This is a genomic window from Flavobacterium pectinovorum, from assembly GCF_006438875.1.
Taxonomy (GTDB): Bacteria; Bacteroidota; Bacteroidia; order Flavobacteriales; family Flavobacteriaceae; genus Flavobacterium; species Flavobacterium pectinovorum_A.
The window spans coordinates 60,464-77,487 of the sequence record NZ_RCZH01000009.1; the positions used below are offsets into that span (position 1 = coordinate 60,464).

The 17,024-nt window shown below is 32.8% G+C and carries 20 protein-coding genes and 1 tRNA gene; 17 read left to right on the forward strand and 4 right to left on the reverse strand.

Features of this window, described 5'->3' with window-relative positions; translation table 11 throughout:
* The first annotated feature begins 159 nt into the window (after nucleotides 1-159).
* On the forward strand, nucleotides 160-927 hold the full coding sequence (locus EAH81_RS14590; protein WP_140508330.1) for an amidohydrolase: 768 nt from the start codon (nucleotides 160-162) through the stop codon (nucleotides 925-927).
* A 21-nt stretch (nucleotides 928-948) separates the two neighbouring features.
* On the opposite strand, the gene EAH81_RS14595 is transcribed toward EAH81_RS14590, so the two are convergent.
* Together EAH81_RS14595 and EAH81_RS14600 are read right to left on the reverse strand one after the other, a co-directional pair.
* On the reverse strand, nucleotides 949-1,386 hold the full coding sequence (locus EAH81_RS14595) for a cytochrome c oxidase assembly factor Coa1 family protein (protein WP_140508332.1): 438 nt from the start codon (nucleotides 1,384-1,386) through the stop codon (nucleotides 949-951).
* A 26-nt stretch (nucleotides 1,387-1,412) separates the two neighbouring features.
* Nucleotides 1,413-3,101: an Ig-like domain-containing protein gene (locus EAH81_RS14600; RefSeq protein ID WP_140508334.1), complete on the reverse strand. Its 1,689-nt coding sequence runs from the start codon at nucleotides 3,099-3,101 to the stop codon at nucleotides 1,413-1,415.
* A 185-nt stretch (nucleotides 3,102-3,286) separates the two neighbouring features.
* Here EAH81_RS14600 and EAH81_RS14605 point away from each other — a divergent pair, with 185 nt between their 5' ends.
* From EAH81_RS14605 to EAH81_RS14625, 5 genes are all read left to right on the forward strand, one after another.
* Nucleotides 3,287-4,276 (forward strand): hypothetical protein, encoded by a 990-nt coding sequence (locus EAH81_RS14605; protein ID WP_241676569.1) that lies wholly within the window; start codon nucleotides 3,287-3,289, stop codon nucleotides 4,274-4,276.
* Nucleotides 4,236-6,611: a hypothetical protein gene (locus EAH81_RS14610; protein ID WP_140508336.1), complete on the forward strand. Its 2,376-nt coding sequence runs from the start codon at nucleotides 4,236-4,238 to the stop codon at nucleotides 6,609-6,611. Before EAH81_RS14605 ends, EAH81_RS14610 begins: the two co-directional genes overlap by 41 nt.
* Nucleotides 6,612-6,648: 37 nt before the next feature.
* Nucleotides 6,649-7,053 carry a methylmalonyl-CoA epimerase gene (gene mce, locus EAH81_RS14615; protein ID WP_140508338.1) on the forward strand — a complete coding sequence of 135 codons (405 nt, stop codon included), beginning with the start codon at nucleotides 6,649-6,651 and terminating at the stop codon, nucleotides 7,051-7,053.
* A gap of 148 nt (nucleotides 7,054-7,201) precedes the next feature.
* Nucleotides 7,202-7,278 (forward strand) — tRNA-Ile (locus EAH81_RS14620).
* 171 nt (nucleotides 7,279-7,449) lie between these two features.
* Nucleotides 7,450-7,692 (forward strand): hypothetical protein, encoded by a 243-nt coding sequence (locus tag EAH81_RS14625; RefSeq protein WP_140508340.1) that lies wholly within the window; start codon nucleotides 7,450-7,452, stop codon nucleotides 7,690-7,692.
* Nucleotides 7,693-7,782: 90 nt separating this feature from the next.
* On the opposite strand, the gene EAH81_RS14630 is transcribed toward EAH81_RS14625, so the two are convergent.
* Both EAH81_RS14630 and EAH81_RS14635 read right to left on the reverse strand, forming a co-directional pair.
* Nucleotides 7,783-9,072 (reverse strand): cytochrome P450 family protein, encoded by a 1,290-nt coding sequence (locus tag EAH81_RS14630; protein WP_140508342.1) that lies wholly within the window; start codon nucleotides 9,070-9,072, stop codon nucleotides 7,783-7,785.
* A gap of 356 nt (nucleotides 9,073-9,428) precedes the next feature.
* Entirely contained in the window at nucleotides 9,429-10,019 is a 591-nt protein-coding gene (locus tag EAH81_RS14635) for a riboflavin synthase (RefSeq protein WP_140508344.1), read from the reverse strand.
* A gap of 57 nt (nucleotides 10,020-10,076) precedes the next feature.
* On the opposite strand from EAH81_RS14635, the gene pdxA reads away from it, so the two are divergent.
* The 11 genes from pdxA (at nucleotide 10,077) to EAH81_RS14690 (ending at nucleotide 17,009) form a co-directional block, all read left to right on the forward strand.
* Nucleotides 10,077-11,126, forward strand: coding sequence for a 4-hydroxythreonine-4-phosphate dehydrogenase PdxA (gene pdxA, locus EAH81_RS14640; RefSeq protein ID WP_140508346.1), 1,050 nt, complete (start codon nucleotides 10,077-10,079; stop codon nucleotides 11,124-11,126).
* Between the two features lie 106 nt (nucleotides 11,127-11,232).
* Nucleotides 11,233-11,775, forward strand: a complete 543-nt coding sequence (locus tag EAH81_RS14645; RefSeq protein WP_140508349.1) for a YceD family protein — start codon at nucleotides 11,233-11,235, stop codon at nucleotides 11,773-11,775.
* A gap of 9 nt (nucleotides 11,776-11,784) precedes the next feature.
* The gene (rpmF, locus tag EAH81_RS14650) at nucleotides 11,785-11,979 is read left to right on the forward strand and encodes a 50S ribosomal protein L32 (RefSeq protein ID WP_007137315.1); all 195 of its coding nucleotides are present in this window, start codon (nucleotides 11,785-11,787) and stop codon (nucleotides 11,977-11,979) included.
* Nucleotides 11,980-12,150: 171 nt separating this feature from the next.
* Nucleotides 12,151-13,149: a beta-ketoacyl-ACP synthase III gene (locus tag EAH81_RS14655; RefSeq protein ID WP_140508351.1), complete on the forward strand. Its 999-nt coding sequence runs from the start codon at nucleotides 12,151-12,153 to the stop codon at nucleotides 13,147-13,149.
* 23 nt (nucleotides 13,150-13,172) lie between these two features.
* A complete protein-coding gene (gene accB, locus EAH81_RS14660; RefSeq protein ID WP_140508353.1) occupies nucleotides 13,173-13,658 on the forward strand; it encodes an acetyl-CoA carboxylase biotin carboxyl carrier protein in 486 nt (161 codons plus the stop codon).
* A 97-nt stretch (nucleotides 13,659-13,755) separates the two neighbouring features.
* On the forward strand, nucleotides 13,756-15,102 hold the full coding sequence (gene accC / locus EAH81_RS14665; RefSeq protein WP_140508355.1) for an acetyl-CoA carboxylase biotin carboxylase subunit: 1,347 nt from the start codon (nucleotides 13,756-13,758) through the stop codon (nucleotides 15,100-15,102).
* Nucleotides 15,103-15,385: 283 nt separating this feature from the next.
* Nucleotides 15,386-15,682 carry a hypothetical protein gene (locus tag EAH81_RS14670; RefSeq protein ID WP_089352155.1) on the forward strand — a complete coding sequence of 99 codons (297 nt, stop codon included), beginning with the start codon at nucleotides 15,386-15,388 and terminating at the stop codon, nucleotides 15,680-15,682.
* 73 nt (nucleotides 15,683-15,755) lie between these two features.
* Nucleotides 15,756-16,052, forward strand: coding sequence for a hypothetical protein (locus EAH81_RS14675; RefSeq protein WP_140508357.1), 297 nt, complete (start codon nucleotides 15,756-15,758; stop codon nucleotides 16,050-16,052).
* A 28-nt stretch (nucleotides 16,053-16,080) separates the two neighbouring features.
* The gene (locus tag EAH81_RS14680) at nucleotides 16,081-16,371 is read left to right on the forward strand and encodes a hypothetical protein (protein ID WP_140508359.1); all 291 of its coding nucleotides are present in this window, start codon (nucleotides 16,081-16,083) and stop codon (nucleotides 16,369-16,371) included.
* Between the two features lie 28 nt (nucleotides 16,372-16,399).
* Entirely contained in the window at nucleotides 16,400-16,696 is a 297-nt protein-coding gene (locus tag EAH81_RS14685) for a PepSY-like domain-containing protein (RefSeq protein ID WP_140508361.1), read from the forward strand.
* 16 nt (nucleotides 16,697-16,712) lie between these two features.
* Nucleotides 16,713-17,009, forward strand: a complete 297-nt coding sequence (locus EAH81_RS14690) for a hypothetical protein (RefSeq protein WP_140508363.1) — start codon at nucleotides 16,713-16,715, stop codon at nucleotides 17,007-17,009.
* Nucleotides 17,010-17,024: the final 15 nt, after the last annotated feature.

Here is a 17,024-nt window from a genome sequence, read left to right on the forward strand (position 1 = left end):
TTTTTTTGCATAAAATGCATATTTTTTGCAATATATTTTCCTGAAGTATTTTTGTTATCTAAAAAATTAGCGCTTTCTAGCCGTTTTTTGAGAAAATTTTGCAGAAATCCGTTTTTGCAGAAAAAACAATTTTAATCTTAAAATTCGTATTTTTGAAAGATGAAAATCGCACTTATTCAATCAGATCTTTATTGGGAAGACGCTTCTAAGAACAAAAAAAACTTCGAAACGATTATAAATCAAATCGATTCAGACATAAATTTGATTGTTCTTCCTGAAATGTTTTCGACAGGATTTACCATGAATGCTTCAGAAGTTGCAGAAACTATGCAAGGAGAAACGGTTCACTGGATGCAGTCTATGGCAAAACAGAAAAATTGTGCTTTGACAGGAAGTTTGATAATTACAGAAAATGGAAATTATTATAACCGAATGTTATTTATTTTTCCGTCAGGCGAAATGCAGCATTATGACAAGCGTCACTTGTTTTCGCTCGCAGGCGAAAATAAATTTTATACTGCAGGAACTCAAAAAGTAATTGTTGATTATCTGGGTTGGAAGATTTGTCTGCAGATTTGTTACGATTTAAGGTTTCCGGTTTTTGTCCGAAATGTCGAAAATTATGATCTGCTTTTATACGTTGCCAATTGGCCAAAAGTCCGAACAAATGCCTGGGATTCTTTGCTGAAAGCCCGTGCAATCGAAAATTTAAGTTATGTAGTTGGAGTGAATCGAATAGGTTTGGATGCCAACAATTATGAACATATTGGACATTCGCAAGTAGTTGATTTTTTAGGAAATTACATTCTTCAACCACAAGAAACAGAAAATGTTTTTGTGGTCGAATTAGATAAAAATGTAATGTTGGAAACTCGAAAAAAACTCGATTTCTTAAGTGATAAGGATGTTTTTAGTATTGACTTTTAATAGCAGTTTAGAAGATTGCTTTTAAAGTTTTTCTAATACTACAATTTCGTTATTAGGGTTTTTAATGCGAATGGAAATTTTCTGATATTCCCATTGAGATCCTTTTTTTATGGCGAAAATGTCTAGTTTGCCATTATTTTTTGTTCCGTTGATTCTTACTGATGCTTTGACAGTATTATGATTGTCTGAGTAAAAAATGCTTCCTTCTAAAATTGCTAATTTATCGATTGGCTCAATTTTTCCAATATTTCCAATAGTTTTTGAATCTTCATTAGCTTTTTTAATTGCTACTTCAAAAAGTAAATTATCTGCGTAAGCCTGAGTAATATCGATTATATTTTCTTGAGAAGTTGAGGTCAGTAAAAGTCCAATTAGAAGTATGGAAAATAGAGTAGAAGGTAAAAACCATTTCCAATTTCTTGTCAGCCAGTTTTCTTTTTCAATCAGACTATTTTCCATATTTCTTTGTTATGTAAGATTAAGATTTAGAAAGCTTTTCGCTTTTTCTCTTCCTCTTTTTTCTTCTTGGCGTCTTGTTTTTTCTCGACTTCAGGATTGTATTTAATACTCATGTCAACGGTTTCGTCCCGATCCCAATTAGAACGCACATCAAATTCCTGCTGGTAATAGAATACTTCCTCCGCATACTCTTTCTTTAAAAAGTTTCCGGCATCATATATTTTATTTTTATTGTCGTCGTAAACAACCCTAATCGTAAACGAGTTAGGTTCAACAAGATCGAATACAAGTCTGGTTTCGCCTTCAGAATATTGACTGGCAAGAACTACGTCACCTTTTTTGTTTGTCAATTCAACAATTATTGGAAATCGTTTTACGTTTTTCAAATTCAAAATGATATTTCCGTAATCTTCAAGTTCCTTTGTCGTTAATTTATATGATAAAGTATCATTTGTCTTGTCGTAGAAATCCGTTAAAGCACCTGGCAAAAATTGAAAATGATATTTCTCCAAAGGTTCTTTCTTGAAATCTACATATAGTTTTTGGTCAAATTCATCATATTCTGTAGTAAAATCTACAGCCACAGAATCTTTATTAATCAATTTGATTTTTGTCTTATCAAATTTCACTAATGGAGTAGCAGTTTCCAGCGTAAATCGATCTCTAAAATTTATGATCCCGTTTTGTACTGCTGTAATATTCAAAGTGTCTTTTTTCTGATCCTTAATTTTAAAAGAAAACTTTTTATCATAATTCGGCGCGGTAACTTGCAGATTTAGCGAATCAACTTTAATAGGTTTATACCAAACCTGCAAAGAATCTTTTTTAGGAAATTGTGTCACAATAGTTTCCAGAACTTCAGTATTGTTTTTTAATACAATTTTTGGTTTCGAAATCTTAAAGTTTTGTTTTCCGTCATAAGGAAGATAAAGTCTGTTGCCGGAAGCTTGTATCGGTTTAAAAGTCTTTAACGGAAGTGTTTCCTTAAATAATTCCAATTCAAAAATGGTGTCATTTGGCACCGTAATAAAATGTTTAATGAATCCTATTTTATCATCTTTAGGATTATATTTATTGTTACTGCCTTTGTCTTTCATGGCAACCAATAAATATTTTCCGGCCTTTAAATTTTCTAATTTAAAAAGGCGCGTACTATCCAAAGTGTTGGTAATATATCTTGGAAGTTCCTTATAAACTACTGAATCCTTGTATTTGTCATTTGCTTCATAAAGCATTACGGATACAAAATTGTCTACATCTTTATTATAAGCATCTTTAATTTTTCCGCTAAGCGAAAGAGAATCAATATAAGAACCCGTCGAGAAAACATACTTGAATTGATTCAATGCATTTCCTTCATTATTGTCTGCTATACTTTGACCAAAATTGAAACTATAAGTAGTATTTGGCTGCAAAGTATCTCTGATTTTGACCGTTATAACCTTGCTTACAGATGTTGGCGTAATCAGCGGTTCATTTTTCATTGGTGGCGAAATGATCAGCTGTTTGTTTACAGTTTTAAGTTTTACAAATTCATCAAATGTCAACACAAATTGGTCACCTTTAAAGTCTGTACTATAGTTTTTTGGAAAACTTTGTATCAAAACCGGAGGCAAAGTATCTTTTAATCCACCAGTGATGCTGCCTCTTTTGGCACAGCTCATCATTAATAATAACAGTAAAAAGGGGATATATTTTAAGTTGTTTTTCAACATAATTAATTTGAATTTGATTGCACAAAATAACGATTATATTTGCTTTAATTGAAACTTTTTATCCATTTATTAGGATATTTAGCAGTTCAGTTTAGCTGTTTTTTTGAATTTGAATCTGTCAAGATGATATAATTTCTTACTTTTGAGCTTAAATTTAATTTCTCTCAGTTTTGATAAAAAGATTTTTGTGGTCTTTATTCGTTTTTTTACTGATAAGTTGCGGTAAAAATGATAAACCAATAATTGCCTTTTATTATTGGAAAACCATCTTTAAATTATCTCAAAATGAAACAGAAGTTTTAAGGGATAATAATGTCACTAAGCTTTATGTTCGGTATTTTGACATTAGCTTACATCCCGAAAATCAACAGCCAATTCCAGTAAGTCCGATACGTTTTCAGCAAAACGCAAATAATTTCACTATTGTTCCGGTCGTTTTTATTCAAAACAAAGTCATGTTATTGCCAGATTTGGATATTGATGACCTGGCTCAGAAAACTTTTTCTTTTATTGAAGAAATCAATGCAAAGAATAAAATTCAGTGTAATGAAATTCAAATTGATTGTGACTGGACATTAAAAAGCAAAGACAATTACCTAAAATTTATTGAACGATTCAAGAAGCTTTCGCAAAAGAAGCTTTCGGCAACAATTCGATTGCATCAGGTAAAGTATTTCAGGAAAACAAAAATCCCAAATGTTGATTCAGGCGTTTTGATGTATTATAATATGGGAACAATCGCTCCGGATGCTGCGAATTCTATTTACGATAAAAAGATTGCTGAACGTTATCTGAAAAGTTTAAAAAAATATCCCTTGCATCTTGATTTGGCTTTGCCCATATATTCCTGGGGAGTTCATATCAGGAATCAAAAAGTAATTGGTTTGCGTTCTAAAATAAACGTAAACGAACTTAATAAAGATCAAAATTTTGAGCAGATAAATGCTGTTTTTTTTAAAGTGAAACAATCTAATTATAAAAATGGTGTTTTTTATGAAGAGAATGATTTACTGAAAACAGAAGCAATTTCTCCTGAAGATCTGCTGGAAATGGCAGATGATTTAGACGATAATTTAGCTCAAAAACCAAAAGAAATTATATTTTACGATTTAGACGAATTCAATTTAAAAAACTATGAAAAGAATATTTTTAAGCAAGTTATTTCTTGTTTCTAGCGTTGCCTTACTATCTGTTTGCGGAATAATTTATGCTTGCGCCGATGGTGACGATTGGGATTATTTTGGATATAATTCGAATTTTACTCCGGAAACATTTGCCGATAAATCATATTCGCCGCTTTTTTTATCAGGTGCTATTTTTTACGGAATTGGGTTTGACAGAGAACATAATTCCAGATTTAATGAAGATATAAAATCGGATTGGGAGAATTATCTGAAAGGTAAAGTCGATGCGGCAACGGTAAGTCATTTCATGATTGGAGACGAAACCGCAAATCCTTATGCTGAAAAAGACAAAGTTTCTGCAAACAAAACCGAAATCACGCAGCTTCATGTTTATTATAAAACCAAAAAAGAGAGCCAGACTTCTCTAAAATGGGGAAAGAAAATAAGCTTGAAAGATGCGAAAGTGAAAAGTTTTATAGAGTTTTTGTATTTGGCACAAAAGATAGAAACGGTTTCGATAGGCGATGAATATTGGAGTTATGATCCCGTTGTGGCAAAAACTTTCAAAGATTTAAAAATGATTCAGTCTATTGAGAATGTTTACAACACAACCTCAGATTCATTCTTGAAAAACAGATATTGGTTTCTGACTATGAAGGCTTATTTTTATAGCAATAACAAACCAAAAGCAATTTTGTTTTTTAATAAAACAGAGAATTCAGTTGCTAAAAACACTTTGTATTATCGTGCATTATCTTATGTAGCGGGAATTAATTATCAGCAGAAAAAGTATGCAACTTCAAATTATTTGTATGCTGTAGTTTTTGATAAATGTCCGGAAATGAGAATTGTTACCGCTTATAGTTTTCACCCAAAAAATGAAGCCGATTGGAATAAGTCTTTGGCAATGGCAAAAAATAATAAAGAAAAAGCCGCACTTTGGGCAGTTCACGGATATTATAAAGACGAAAGACAAGCAATTGAAAAAATCTACGAATTAGATCCTAAAAGCGAACATTTGAATTATTTGCTGACAAGGCTGATCAATAAACAAGAGCAGAATATAAATAATTCATTTGCGGTAAAAACAAATCCGGATGATTATAGCGCGCCTTCAGTAGCGCAGACGGTTGCCGAGAACAGAGCCGAAAACCAAACTAAATTTGATAAAAAAGGATTTGATTTAGTTTCGAAAATTGCTGCTGCTGGTAATACAGAGAAACCATATTTATGGGATATTTCGTTAGGGTATTTGCAAACTTTAAAAGGAGATTTTGCCAACGCAGATATTAATTTTAATAAAGCCGAAAAAACGCTGCCTAAAACAGAATTGGCAGGATATCAGTTAAGATTACTTCGTTTTGTAAATAATATGAGCAAAATTGATAAACTCACTGACAAAAACGAGAAAACAATTCTGGCAGATTTAAATTGGCTGTATTATGAACTTCCAAAAACGTATAAAGAACAAGAGTTTCGTTATCAAAATGCGGTTTCGTGGAGCAAGAATTATTTAGCGGCACTTTATAAAGCTAAAGGAAATCCGGTTATGGTGGAATTATTTGGTGGAGATTCGCATTCAAACCCTTATTATTGGAGTGGTGGAAATTCGTTTTATGACAATGAAAAAGATTTGCTGGATATGAAAACTTTTTTGGCTAAGCCAAATAAAACTGAAATCGAAAAAATCGCTTCCGGAATTTATAGTTTGAAACTAAAAGACATTAATAATTTTCAGGCAGTTCAGGCAACTTTCAAAAATAAAATTCCTGAGGCAATTGCTTTTATTCAGCAAACAGATTCTGTTCAGCATTATCAGTTTTTAGGAAATCCGTTTAACGGGAACATTAAAGATTGCCATGATTGCGAACATGCAGCTTATCAAAAGAAGAAATATTCTCAGCTTGAGTTTTTAAACACCATAAAAGCAATGCAGGATAAACTGGCTCAAAAAGAAGATGTTTTTACGAATAGTTTATTGTTAGGAAATGCGTTCTATAATATAAGTCATTTTGGTAACGGCAGAACTTTTTACGAAATAACTATTGTGGGTTACGGTTCTAGTCCGTATTCGTTTAGAGATTCGATGAAGAAAATGATTACCAATTGTGATCTTCCAAAAATGTATTATCAAAAAGCATTTGAAGCAGCAACAACAAAAGAACAAAAAGCAAAATGTATTTACTTATTGTCAAAATGTGAACGTAATGAGTTTTATAATAATAAATACAGCAATGTAACGAATTGGTGGAGTGTTGAAGATGATAAAGTTAATTTCACTGCGTGGAATGGTTTCAAAGCGTTGAAAAAGGATTATGCAGATACAAAGTATTATCAGGATGTAATTGCAGAATGTGGTTATTTTAATACTTATATCAATCAATAATTTGTAATTGTATCTTTGTCTTAATATAATTAATGAGATGGTAAATAAAATTGAACATATAGGAATTGCAGTAAAAAACATGGACGATGCAAATGTATTGTTCGAAAAACTGCTGGGAGTTCCGTCCTATAAACAAGAGGAAGTTGAAAGTGAAGGTGTTTTGACTTCTTTTTTTCAAACGGGTACAAATAAAATTGAACTTTTAATGGCGAAGAATCCGGAGAGTCCAATTGCAAAATTCTTAGAAAAAAAAGGAGAAGGAATTCATCACATCGCTTTTGATGTTGAAGATATATATTCCGAAATTGAAAGATTAAAGAACGAGGGTTTTGTATTGATTAACGAAAATCCTAAAAAAGGAGCAGATAATAAATTGGTCGTTTTTTTGCATCCAAAAAACACAAATGGCGTCTTAGTTGAGCTTTGTCAGGAAATTCAGTAAAGAAATATGCTTTTTTTTATTTTAAATAAGACGTTGAAAATCAATTAAGTTCTTAACAACACCCGTTATTATTTGAAATTAATTACAAATGATGTCCCAAAATATTTGGAGTGAATTAAAAATAGTAGTAATATTGCATCCTCAAACCGGTCCTATAGCTCAGCTGGTTAGAGCACCTGACTCATAATCAGGTGGTCCCTGGTTCGAGCCCAGGTGGGACCACCAAAAGCCTCATATTTTATGAGGCTTTTTTTTTGTTTAAAACATTGCATTTGTGCAAAAAACTTATACATTTGTCAAGGAATGTCGCTGTAAACCACGGTTTTGTGCGAAATTTCAACAAAGACCCCAAGTCTAACTTAATACATTGTGCTTGTTTTGGAGCATGTCAAAATTATGAGAATAATAAGAACTATTTATTTAGCTACTGTTTTACTATTGGTCAATTTTAGTTATGCTGGATCAAAAGATATGCCTGCACCACCAACAGCTAAAGGAGCAGCTGCCACAACTGCCGATGGTCTACCCGTTGAAGATGGCTCGCCAATTGATCAAAATCTTGTTTTTTTGATGATGGCAGGTTTAGTTTTAGGTTCGGTGTTTGTCTATAGAAATAAAATAAAAAAAGCTTCAATGTAAATTGAAGCTTTTTTTATGTCAAATGGCTTTGTGAAAAAATAAGGAAATATTCCTCGTGATCTTGTTTTATTCTATAGCGTTGTCAGGAAATTAAAAAACAACAGGAAATTTTTTTAATCCTCTTATTATGTTGCTGGCACGCCATTCGAGAGAATCGGCATCGGGATTGAATTTGATATTGGGTAAACGCTCTAAAATAGTTTTTATGGCAATTTCACATTCCAAACGAGCCAACGGTGCGCCAATGCAAAAATGTATTCCGTAACCAAAAGCAAGATGTTTGTTGTTTTGTCGGGTTATATCAAATCTTAAGGAGTCGTCAAATTTTGCTTCATCTTGATTTGCAGATAAAAAAATGACCAATACACCTTCACCTTTTTTAATTTTTATTCCGTTAATAAGGATGTCTTCTGCAGCAAGCCTCATTGTCGAATTTATTACAGGCCCGTTATATCTTAGCATTTCTTCGACAGCTGAATGAATTAAGTCAGGATTATTTTTTAAAAGATTTAATTGTTTAGGATGGGATAGTAGGGAATGCATTCCGTTACTGATTAAATTAACGGTAGTTTCATGTCCTGCAATAATAAGAAGGAAAATAGTAGCATAAAGCTCATTTTCTGTTAAATGATCTTCGGCTAATTCCAGACGTAAAAAAGCACTGATTAGGTCGTTGCCTGGGTTTTTTCTGCGTAAAGCAAAAACATTACTTAAATAATTGATAAAAGCATCTGCACTTTCTTCGATAGATTGTTTGTTTTTTTCGGTTACCTGAACTTCGATTAATACATCTGACCAGTTTCTAAGTTTTTCGCGATCTTCTACAGGCAAGCCAAGTAATTCAGCAATTACAATTATAGGCAACTGATACGCGAAGTCATCAATAAAATCACATTTTTTGTCGGTTTGAATTTTATCTATTAATTCGTTGGTGATTTGTTGAATTCGAGGGCGCATTGCTGTAATAAGCTTTGGAGTAAACGCTTTTTGAGCAAAAATTCGTAAACGAGTATGATTTGGCGGGTCATTGGCAAGCATATGAAACCTCCGAAGTATATAGGCGGGACTTGCCCGGTTTGTTTTTCCTTTTAAAGGATCAGTGTCAGATGTTCTTAAGCTGTTGGGAGATTTGATAAATCTGTGGTCGCGTAAGACTTCGATTGCATCGTTAAATTTAGAAATTAACCAAACAGGGAATCCATCGTCTAATATTATTTTCTGAATAGGAGCTGTGTTTCTTAATTTCTGAAATATCAGTTCGGGATTTTCATGAAATGCTGGATCATCAAAATTTATCAAAACATGTGATTTTGTAGAAAAAGGACAAGTTTTTTTACTTTCGACAGCAAACAATTCCCTGTCTGTAGTTGAGTTTTTCATACATTAGGATTTATGGAGTTAAATTTGTTGTAAGGCTGTTATAAAAGTAAGAAAATATGCAGTATTTGTATTTTAGTTGTCTGATTTTTAGTGAATTGTTATTATTTTAAGATAGAATGATTAAAACAGAAAATTCTGATAGATTTTTTTAAATGATATAGAAATAATTGTTTTATTTTGTGTTAAAATCCTTATAATGAAATTGTTGTGTTTTTTGTCGCAACGAATTAATTGAAGCTAATTTTGAAAAAAAAACGCATTAGGCAATACTGAGATCGTATTGTTTGGAAGAGGAAAGGATAAAAAAAGCCTCAATATAAATTGAAGCTTCTTTTTATGAGGGCTGATTTTTAATCTTATTGGTTTATAGAATAAAGTCGGGAGATATATTTTCCTACTACATCAAATTCTAAGTTTATCTTAGTTCCTATTTTAAAATCCTTAAAATTGGTATGTTCATAGGTATAAGGAATAATTGAAACGCTAAATTCTTTTGTTTTAGAATTTACAACCGTAAGACTTACTCCGTTAACAGTTATGGAGCCTTTTTCTATGGTGATATTACTTAGGTTTTTGTCATATTCAAAAGTGTAATTCCAGCTTCCGTTTGCTTCTTCGATTTTGATACAAGTTCCAATTTGGTCTACGTGACCCTGAACGATATGACCATCAAGACGATCTCCAAGCTTCATTCCTCTTTCGAGATTTACAACGTCACCGGTTTTCCAGTCTCCAATATTTGTTTTCAAAATAGTTTCGTCGATAGCAGTGACGGTATAGTATGAATCTTTTATCGCTACGACAGTTAGGCATATTCCGTTGTGTGAAACGCTTTGGTCAATTTTTAATTCATTTGTGATAGAAGAATCAACAGTTATGTGAAGATTGCTTTGATCTTTTTGTATTTCGTGAATCCTTCCGAGGGTTTCTATAATTCCTGTAAACATTGTTGTTTTATTTTACTAAATTTGCACATCAAAATTAGTAATAAATAAGCTGAGCTCATGAATAAAAAAGCAGAAAATATAATTGTTGGAATTTCAATTGGAGATTTAAACGGTATTGGAAGCGAAGTTATACTTAAAACATTCGAAGATTCGCGAATGTTAGAAATGTGTACGCCAGTTATTTTTGCAAACGCCAAAATACTTTCTTTCGTTAAAAAAAGTTTTACTTCGACGGTTCAATTTCATGGAGTTGATAAATTAGATCAGGTTTTACCGGGAAAATTAAATGTCTTCAATCTTTGGAAAGAAGGAGTTGATATTAATCTGGGTAAAAATGATGAAAAAATTGGCGAGTATGCTGTGAAGTCTTTTGTGGCTGCAACGAAAGCTTTAAAAGACGGAGAAATTGACGTTTTAGTTACGGCGCCAATAAATAAATACAATATTCAGTCAGAAGGATTTAAATTTCCGGGACATACAGATTATCTGGATCAGGAATTGGAAGGTAATGCCTTAATGATGATGGTTCAGGACAATCTAAGAGTTGGTTTATTAACAGATCATGTTCCTTTAAGTGAAGTTTCGTCGCATTTGACAGAAGAATTAATTACCAGAAAAATAGAAACAGTTAGAAAATCACTAATTCAGGATTTTAGTATTGTAAGACCAAAAATTGCTGTGTTAGGATTGAATCCACATGCTGGCGATGGTGGTGTAATAGGAAAAGAAGATGATTTGATCTTGAGGCCAACTTTAAAGAAAATATTTGATGCCGGAACGATGGTTTTTGGTCCTTTTCCTGCTGATGGTTTTTTTGGAAGCAGTCAATATGAAAAATATGATGCGATTGTAGCAACTTATCACGATCAGGGATTAATTCCTTTTAAGACCTTGTCTTTTGGAAAAGGAGTAAATTATACGGCAGGTTTAGATAAAATCAGAACTTCGCCGGATCATGGTACAGCATACGATATTGCTGGAAAAGACATGGCAGATTTCAATTCATTTAAAGAAGCGATTTATCTTGCAATAGATATTTTTAACTCGCGTAATCAGTATGAAGAGATTAGTCAAAAACCTCTTAAAATAAAAGAAAAACAGTTATAAACAAAAAAAGGTGAATAAGATTATTAGTTTTATAATAATTTTATATCTTTGCACCCCGATTCAGATATCTGAGTTTTAGATATGAATTGGTCAAATTGATGTTGAAATGAGCAAAATAAAAGAATTTTTAATTCCTTTCATAGGATTAAAACTAGGAAAACACCATTTTGAGTATCAAATAAGTAACACGTTCTTTGAGAACTTTGATTACGACGAATTTCAAAGTTCGGATATCAAAGTAGGTTTAGTTTTAGATAAGCAAAGCAACATGTTAGAGTTGGAATTCAAACATAAAGGGACTGTAAATGTACCTTGTGATCTAACTGGCGAAGAATTTGATCTTCCTATAAAAGGGAAAATGAAGTTAATTGTTCGTTTTGGAGATGAATTCAATAATGATAACGAAGAGTTGTTGATTTTGCCACACGGAGAGCATGAAATAGATGTAACACAATACATTTATGAAATGATTGCACTTTCAGTACCGCTAAAACGAGTTCATCCAGGAATAAAAGACGGCACCTTGAAAAGTGAGGCTTTAACAAAACTGAATGAATTAACAGTCAAAGAAGAAAAAGAAGAGAGTAAACAAGAAGAAGATATTGACCCGCGTTGGGACAAATTAAAGAAACTATTAACGGATAAATAATATAGTAAAATGGCACATCCTAAGAGAAAAATCTCGAAAACAAGAAGAGATAAGAGAAGAACACATTATAAAGCTACTGTAGCTCAAATCGCTACATGTCCTATTACTGGAGAAGCACATTTATACCACAGAGCTTACTGGCATGAAGGTAAAATGTATTACAGAGGGCAAGTTGTTATCGATAAATCTGTAGCGGTTGCTTAATACGTTTTCGTAATGATACTAGAACTCTCACATAGTGAGAGTTTTTTTTGTTGATTATTATTTTCTTTTTTTAAGAAAATGCATACAAATTCATTTCGTTTTTTTTTGTAATTTTCAAGTCTTTTAAAAATTTTTCAAATAGTGATATTTGAAACGAAATAATAGAATATAATGAATACAATCACAGCCGCAATTACCGCTGTTGGAGCTTACGTTCCTGACTTTGTACTTTCTAACAAAGTATTGGAAACAATGGTCGATACCAATGACGAATGGATTACTACTCGTACCGGAATTAAAGAAAGAAGAATTCTTAAAGATGCTGACAAAGGAACATCGTTTCTTGCTATAAAAGCAGCACAGGATTTAATTGCAAAAGCCAATATTGACCCTTTAGAGATTGATATGGTAATAATGGCAACAGCTACTGCAGATATGCCGGTAGCCTCTACAGGAGTTTATGTTGCAACAGAAATTGGAGCCACTAATGCATTTGCATATGATTTACAAGCGGCGTGCTCAAGTTTCTTATATGGTATGTCAACTGCTGCAGCTTATGTGCAGTCAGGAAGATACAAAAAAGTATTATTAATTGGTGCTGATAAAATGTCGTCAATTGTAGATTATACAGACAGAGCAACTTGTATTATTTTTGGTGATGGAGCAGGAGCTGTTTTATTTGAACCAAATTATGAAGGCTTAGGCTTACAAGACGAATACTTACGAAGCGATGGTGTAGGACGCGATTTTCTTAAAATTTCTGCCGGAGGTTCTCTAATACCAACTACTGAAGAGACCGTAAAAAACAAACAACATAATATCGTTCAGGACGGAAAAACCGTTTTTAAATATGCTGTAACTAATATGGCAGATGCAAGCGAATTGATTTTGAAAAGAAACAATTTGACTAAAGATGATGTTAACTGGTTAGTGCCACATCAGGCTAACAAACGTATTATAGATGCTACTGCAGGCAGAATGGAACTTGAAGAATCAAAAGTATTAATGAATATTGAAAGATATGGTAATACGACTTCAGCAACCTTGCCGTTAGTGTTAAATGACTTTGAACACTTATTAAAAAAGGGAGATAATATTATTTTTGCTGCTTTTGGTGGTGGATTCACTTGGGGATCTATTTACCTAAAATGGGCTTACGATAAGAAATAAATTAAAACTAAAAACAAATCATTATGGATTTAAAAGAAATTCAAAACCTAATCAAATTTGTAGCAAATTCGGGAGTTGCAGAAGTAAAGTTAGAAATGGATGATGTAAAAATCACTATCAGAACAACTTTAGAAGGAAATGTAACTGAAACTACTTATGTACAACAATTACCAGCTCAGGCTGCGTTGCCACAAGCGGTAGCTCCTCAAGTTGCTCCTGCTGTTGTAAGTGTAACTAGTGAGGCATCTGCACCAGCAGAAGATTCTAAATTCATTATTATAAAATCTCCAATTATTGGAACTTTTTATAGAAAACCATCTCCTGATAAACCAGTTTTTACTGAAGTAGGAAGTACTATTGCAAAAGGTGATGTTCTTTGTGTAATTGAAGCAATGAAATTATTCAACGAAATCGAATCAGAAGTTACAGGTAAAATTGTAAAAATTCTTGTAGACGATATGTCTCCTGTAGAATTTGACCAACCTTTATTCTTAGTTGATCCATCTTAATTTTAGATCGTTAGATCTTTAGATTTTAGACTTTTCGAAAGTACTTAAAATCTAATTATCCAATTATCTAATTATCTAATTATCTAATTTTAAAAAGATGTTTAAAAAAATATTAATTGCGAATAGAGGAGAAATTGCACTTCGTGTAATTCGTACATGTAAGGAAATGGGAATCAAAACTGTAGCAGTTTACTCTACAGCCGATGCAGAGAGTTTACATGTTAAGTTTGCTGATGAAGCGGTTTGTATTGGTCCTCCTCCAAGTAACTTATCGTATTTGAAAATGTCAAATATAATTGCTGCTGCCGAAATTACGAACGCAGACGCAATACACCCAGGATACGGATTTCTTTCTGAGAATGCTAAATTCTCAAAAATTTGTCAAGAGCACGGAATCAAATTTATTGGTGCCGCTCCTGAAATGATTGATAAAATGGGAGATAAAGCTTCTGCAAAAGCTACAATGAAAGCTGCAGGAGTTCCATGTGTACCAGGTTCTGAAGGATTATTAGAATCTTTCGAACAAACACAACAATTAGCAAAAGAATTTGGTTACCCGGTTATGCTTAAAGCTACCGCTGGTGGTGGTGGAAAAGGAATGCGTGCTGTATGGAAAGAAGATGAATTATTGAAAGCATGGGAAAGTGCACGTCAGGAAGCTGCCGCTGCATTTGGAAATGACGGAATGTACATGGAGAAACTTATCGAAGAGCCACGTCATATCGAAATTCAGGTTGTTGGAGATTCATACGGAAAAGCATGTCACCTTTCTGAAAGAGATTGCTCTGTACAACGTCGTCACCAAAAATTAACTGAAGAAACACCTTCACCATTCATGACAGACGAATTGCGTACTGCAATGGGAGAAGCTGCTGTAAAAGCTGCTGAATTCATTAAATACGAAGGAGCTGGAACGGTAGAATTTTTAGTGGATAAACACAGAAATTTCTACTTCATGGAAATGAATACACGTATTCAGGTAGAGCACCCAATTACAGAACAAGTTATAGATTATGACTTGATTCGTGAGCAAATTATGGTTGCAGCCGGAATTCCAATTTCAGGAAAAAACTATTTGCCACAATTACACGCAATCGAATGTCGTATTAATGCCGAAGATCCTTATAATGATTTTCGTCCTTCACCAGGAAAAATTACTACACTTCATATGCCGGGTGGACACGGAGTTCGTTTAGATACTCACGTATATTCAGGTTATAGTATTCCGCCAAATTACGATTCAATGATCGCTAAGTTAATTACTACAGCTCAATCTCGTGAAGAAGCTATTAGTAAAATGCGTAGAGCTTTGGATGAATTTGTTATCGAAGGTGTGAAAACTACAATACCTTTCCATAGACAATTAATGGATGATCCAAGATATATTGCAGGAGATTATACAACTGCATTTATGGATACTTTTAAAATGAATCCAATAGAATAATTATAAAAGGCTGTCAATTTTTTGACAGCCTTTTTTGTTTTACGTCATATTTTTAATTCCACAGGTTTACAATTTTCTTTCAGGTAAACACTTTTATTGTATATTTTTTACACACTTTTCTAAAGGATTATACACTTTTTTACAGTTTTAAATTTCAGTATTTTTAAGTAAATCCTTTGTTAATAAGGGTTTAATAGGTTTTGGACATCATATTTAAGTAATGGCATAATAATTTCATTACCTAAAGCGTAAACAAACTATTAAATAATTAAAATATACTATTATGAAAAATCTATTTTTATCAGCCGCAATTGTTTTAGGAGGTTTAACTTCATTTGCTTCAACAGCTCCAATAACAAACACTATTGTAAAAACTATTGTAGTATCAGATGAATACACAGAAATTAAATTGGAAGAATTACCAGCTCCAATTGCAGAAGCTTTGAAAAAAGCATATCCAACTGCAGTTATTACAAAAGCATATAAAAACGAAAAATCAGAATATAAATTAGACGTTACAGTTGGTGACAAAGTAGGAAATCTTTTTGCTAATGCAGACGGATCTTGGATCAAAAAATAATCTAAATAGGTTCTCGTGAAGATTCAAATTAGCAATATCAGACTCAAATTAACAATATTAAAATACAACTATCATGAAAAATTTATTTTTATCAGCCGCAATCGTTTTGGGAGGTTTAACATCATTTGCATCAACTTCTCCAATTTCAAATACAATCGTAAAAACAATTTCAGTACAAGAAGAGTACACTGAAATTAAATTAGAAGAAGTTCCAGCTGCAGTAACAGATGCGCTTAAAAAAGCATATCCGGATGCAGTTCTTAACAAAGCATACAAAAACGCAACTTCTCAATACAAACTAGAAGTTACAGTAGGAGACAAAGTAGGTTCTCTTTATGCTAACGCAGATGGATCTTGGATTAAAAAATAATCGGGACTAACCATTAAAAAATATCGCTATGAAAAAGTTAATCTTATCGGCAGCTATCGTTTTAGGTAGTTTGTCAATGCAGGCAGGAAATACTATTGTAATTAATTCAGTGCCGCAATCCGTAAATGTTCAGGACGAATATAAAGAAATAGATGCTGTTCCGGCAGCAATCAAAACAGCTCTTGACAATGCTTATCCAGGTGTAAAACTAGAAAAAGCATATGTAAATGAAAAGAAAGAGTATAAAATTGAAATCACTGTTAGAGGCGAAAAATCTACTGTTTATACAGACGCTTCAGGTAATATTCTTAAGAAATAATTTAAACTAACTATAAAAACTATTAATTATGAAAAAGCTAATCTTATCTGCTGCAATTATTCTTGGAGGATTATCAGTTCAGGCAGCCACGCCTGCGGTAAAAACTTCAATGGTACAATCTGTTAATATTCAGGATGAGTATAAGGAAATTGGTGCAGATGCTGTTCCTGCAGCCGTAAAATCGACGATCGATAAATCGTTTCCAAATACAAAGCTTGAAAAAGCGTATAAAAACGACAAAGATCAGTACAAACTTGAAATTTCAAGTGGAGACAAAAAGTACACTGTATTTACAGATGCTTCAGGAAACATTATTAAAAAATAATTAAAAAAAGAGCACGATGAAAAAGTTAATCTTATCAGCAGCAATCGTTCTGGGAAGTTTGTCAGGTTACGCAAGTACGCCGACAACTCCTGAGCAAGCAAAAATGACTATTTCTATTCAAGCCGAATATACGGAAGTTAGTGCAGATGCTGTACCTGCTGCTGTAAAAACCGCTTTGCAAACTGCTTATCCCGGTGCAAAACTGGACAAAGCATTTGTAAACGAAAAGAAAGAATACAAATTAGAAATATCGGTTGGTGACCAAAAGGCTACTGTGTATTCAGATGTCAATGGCAACTGGTTGAAAATATAATTAGGTGAAATTAGA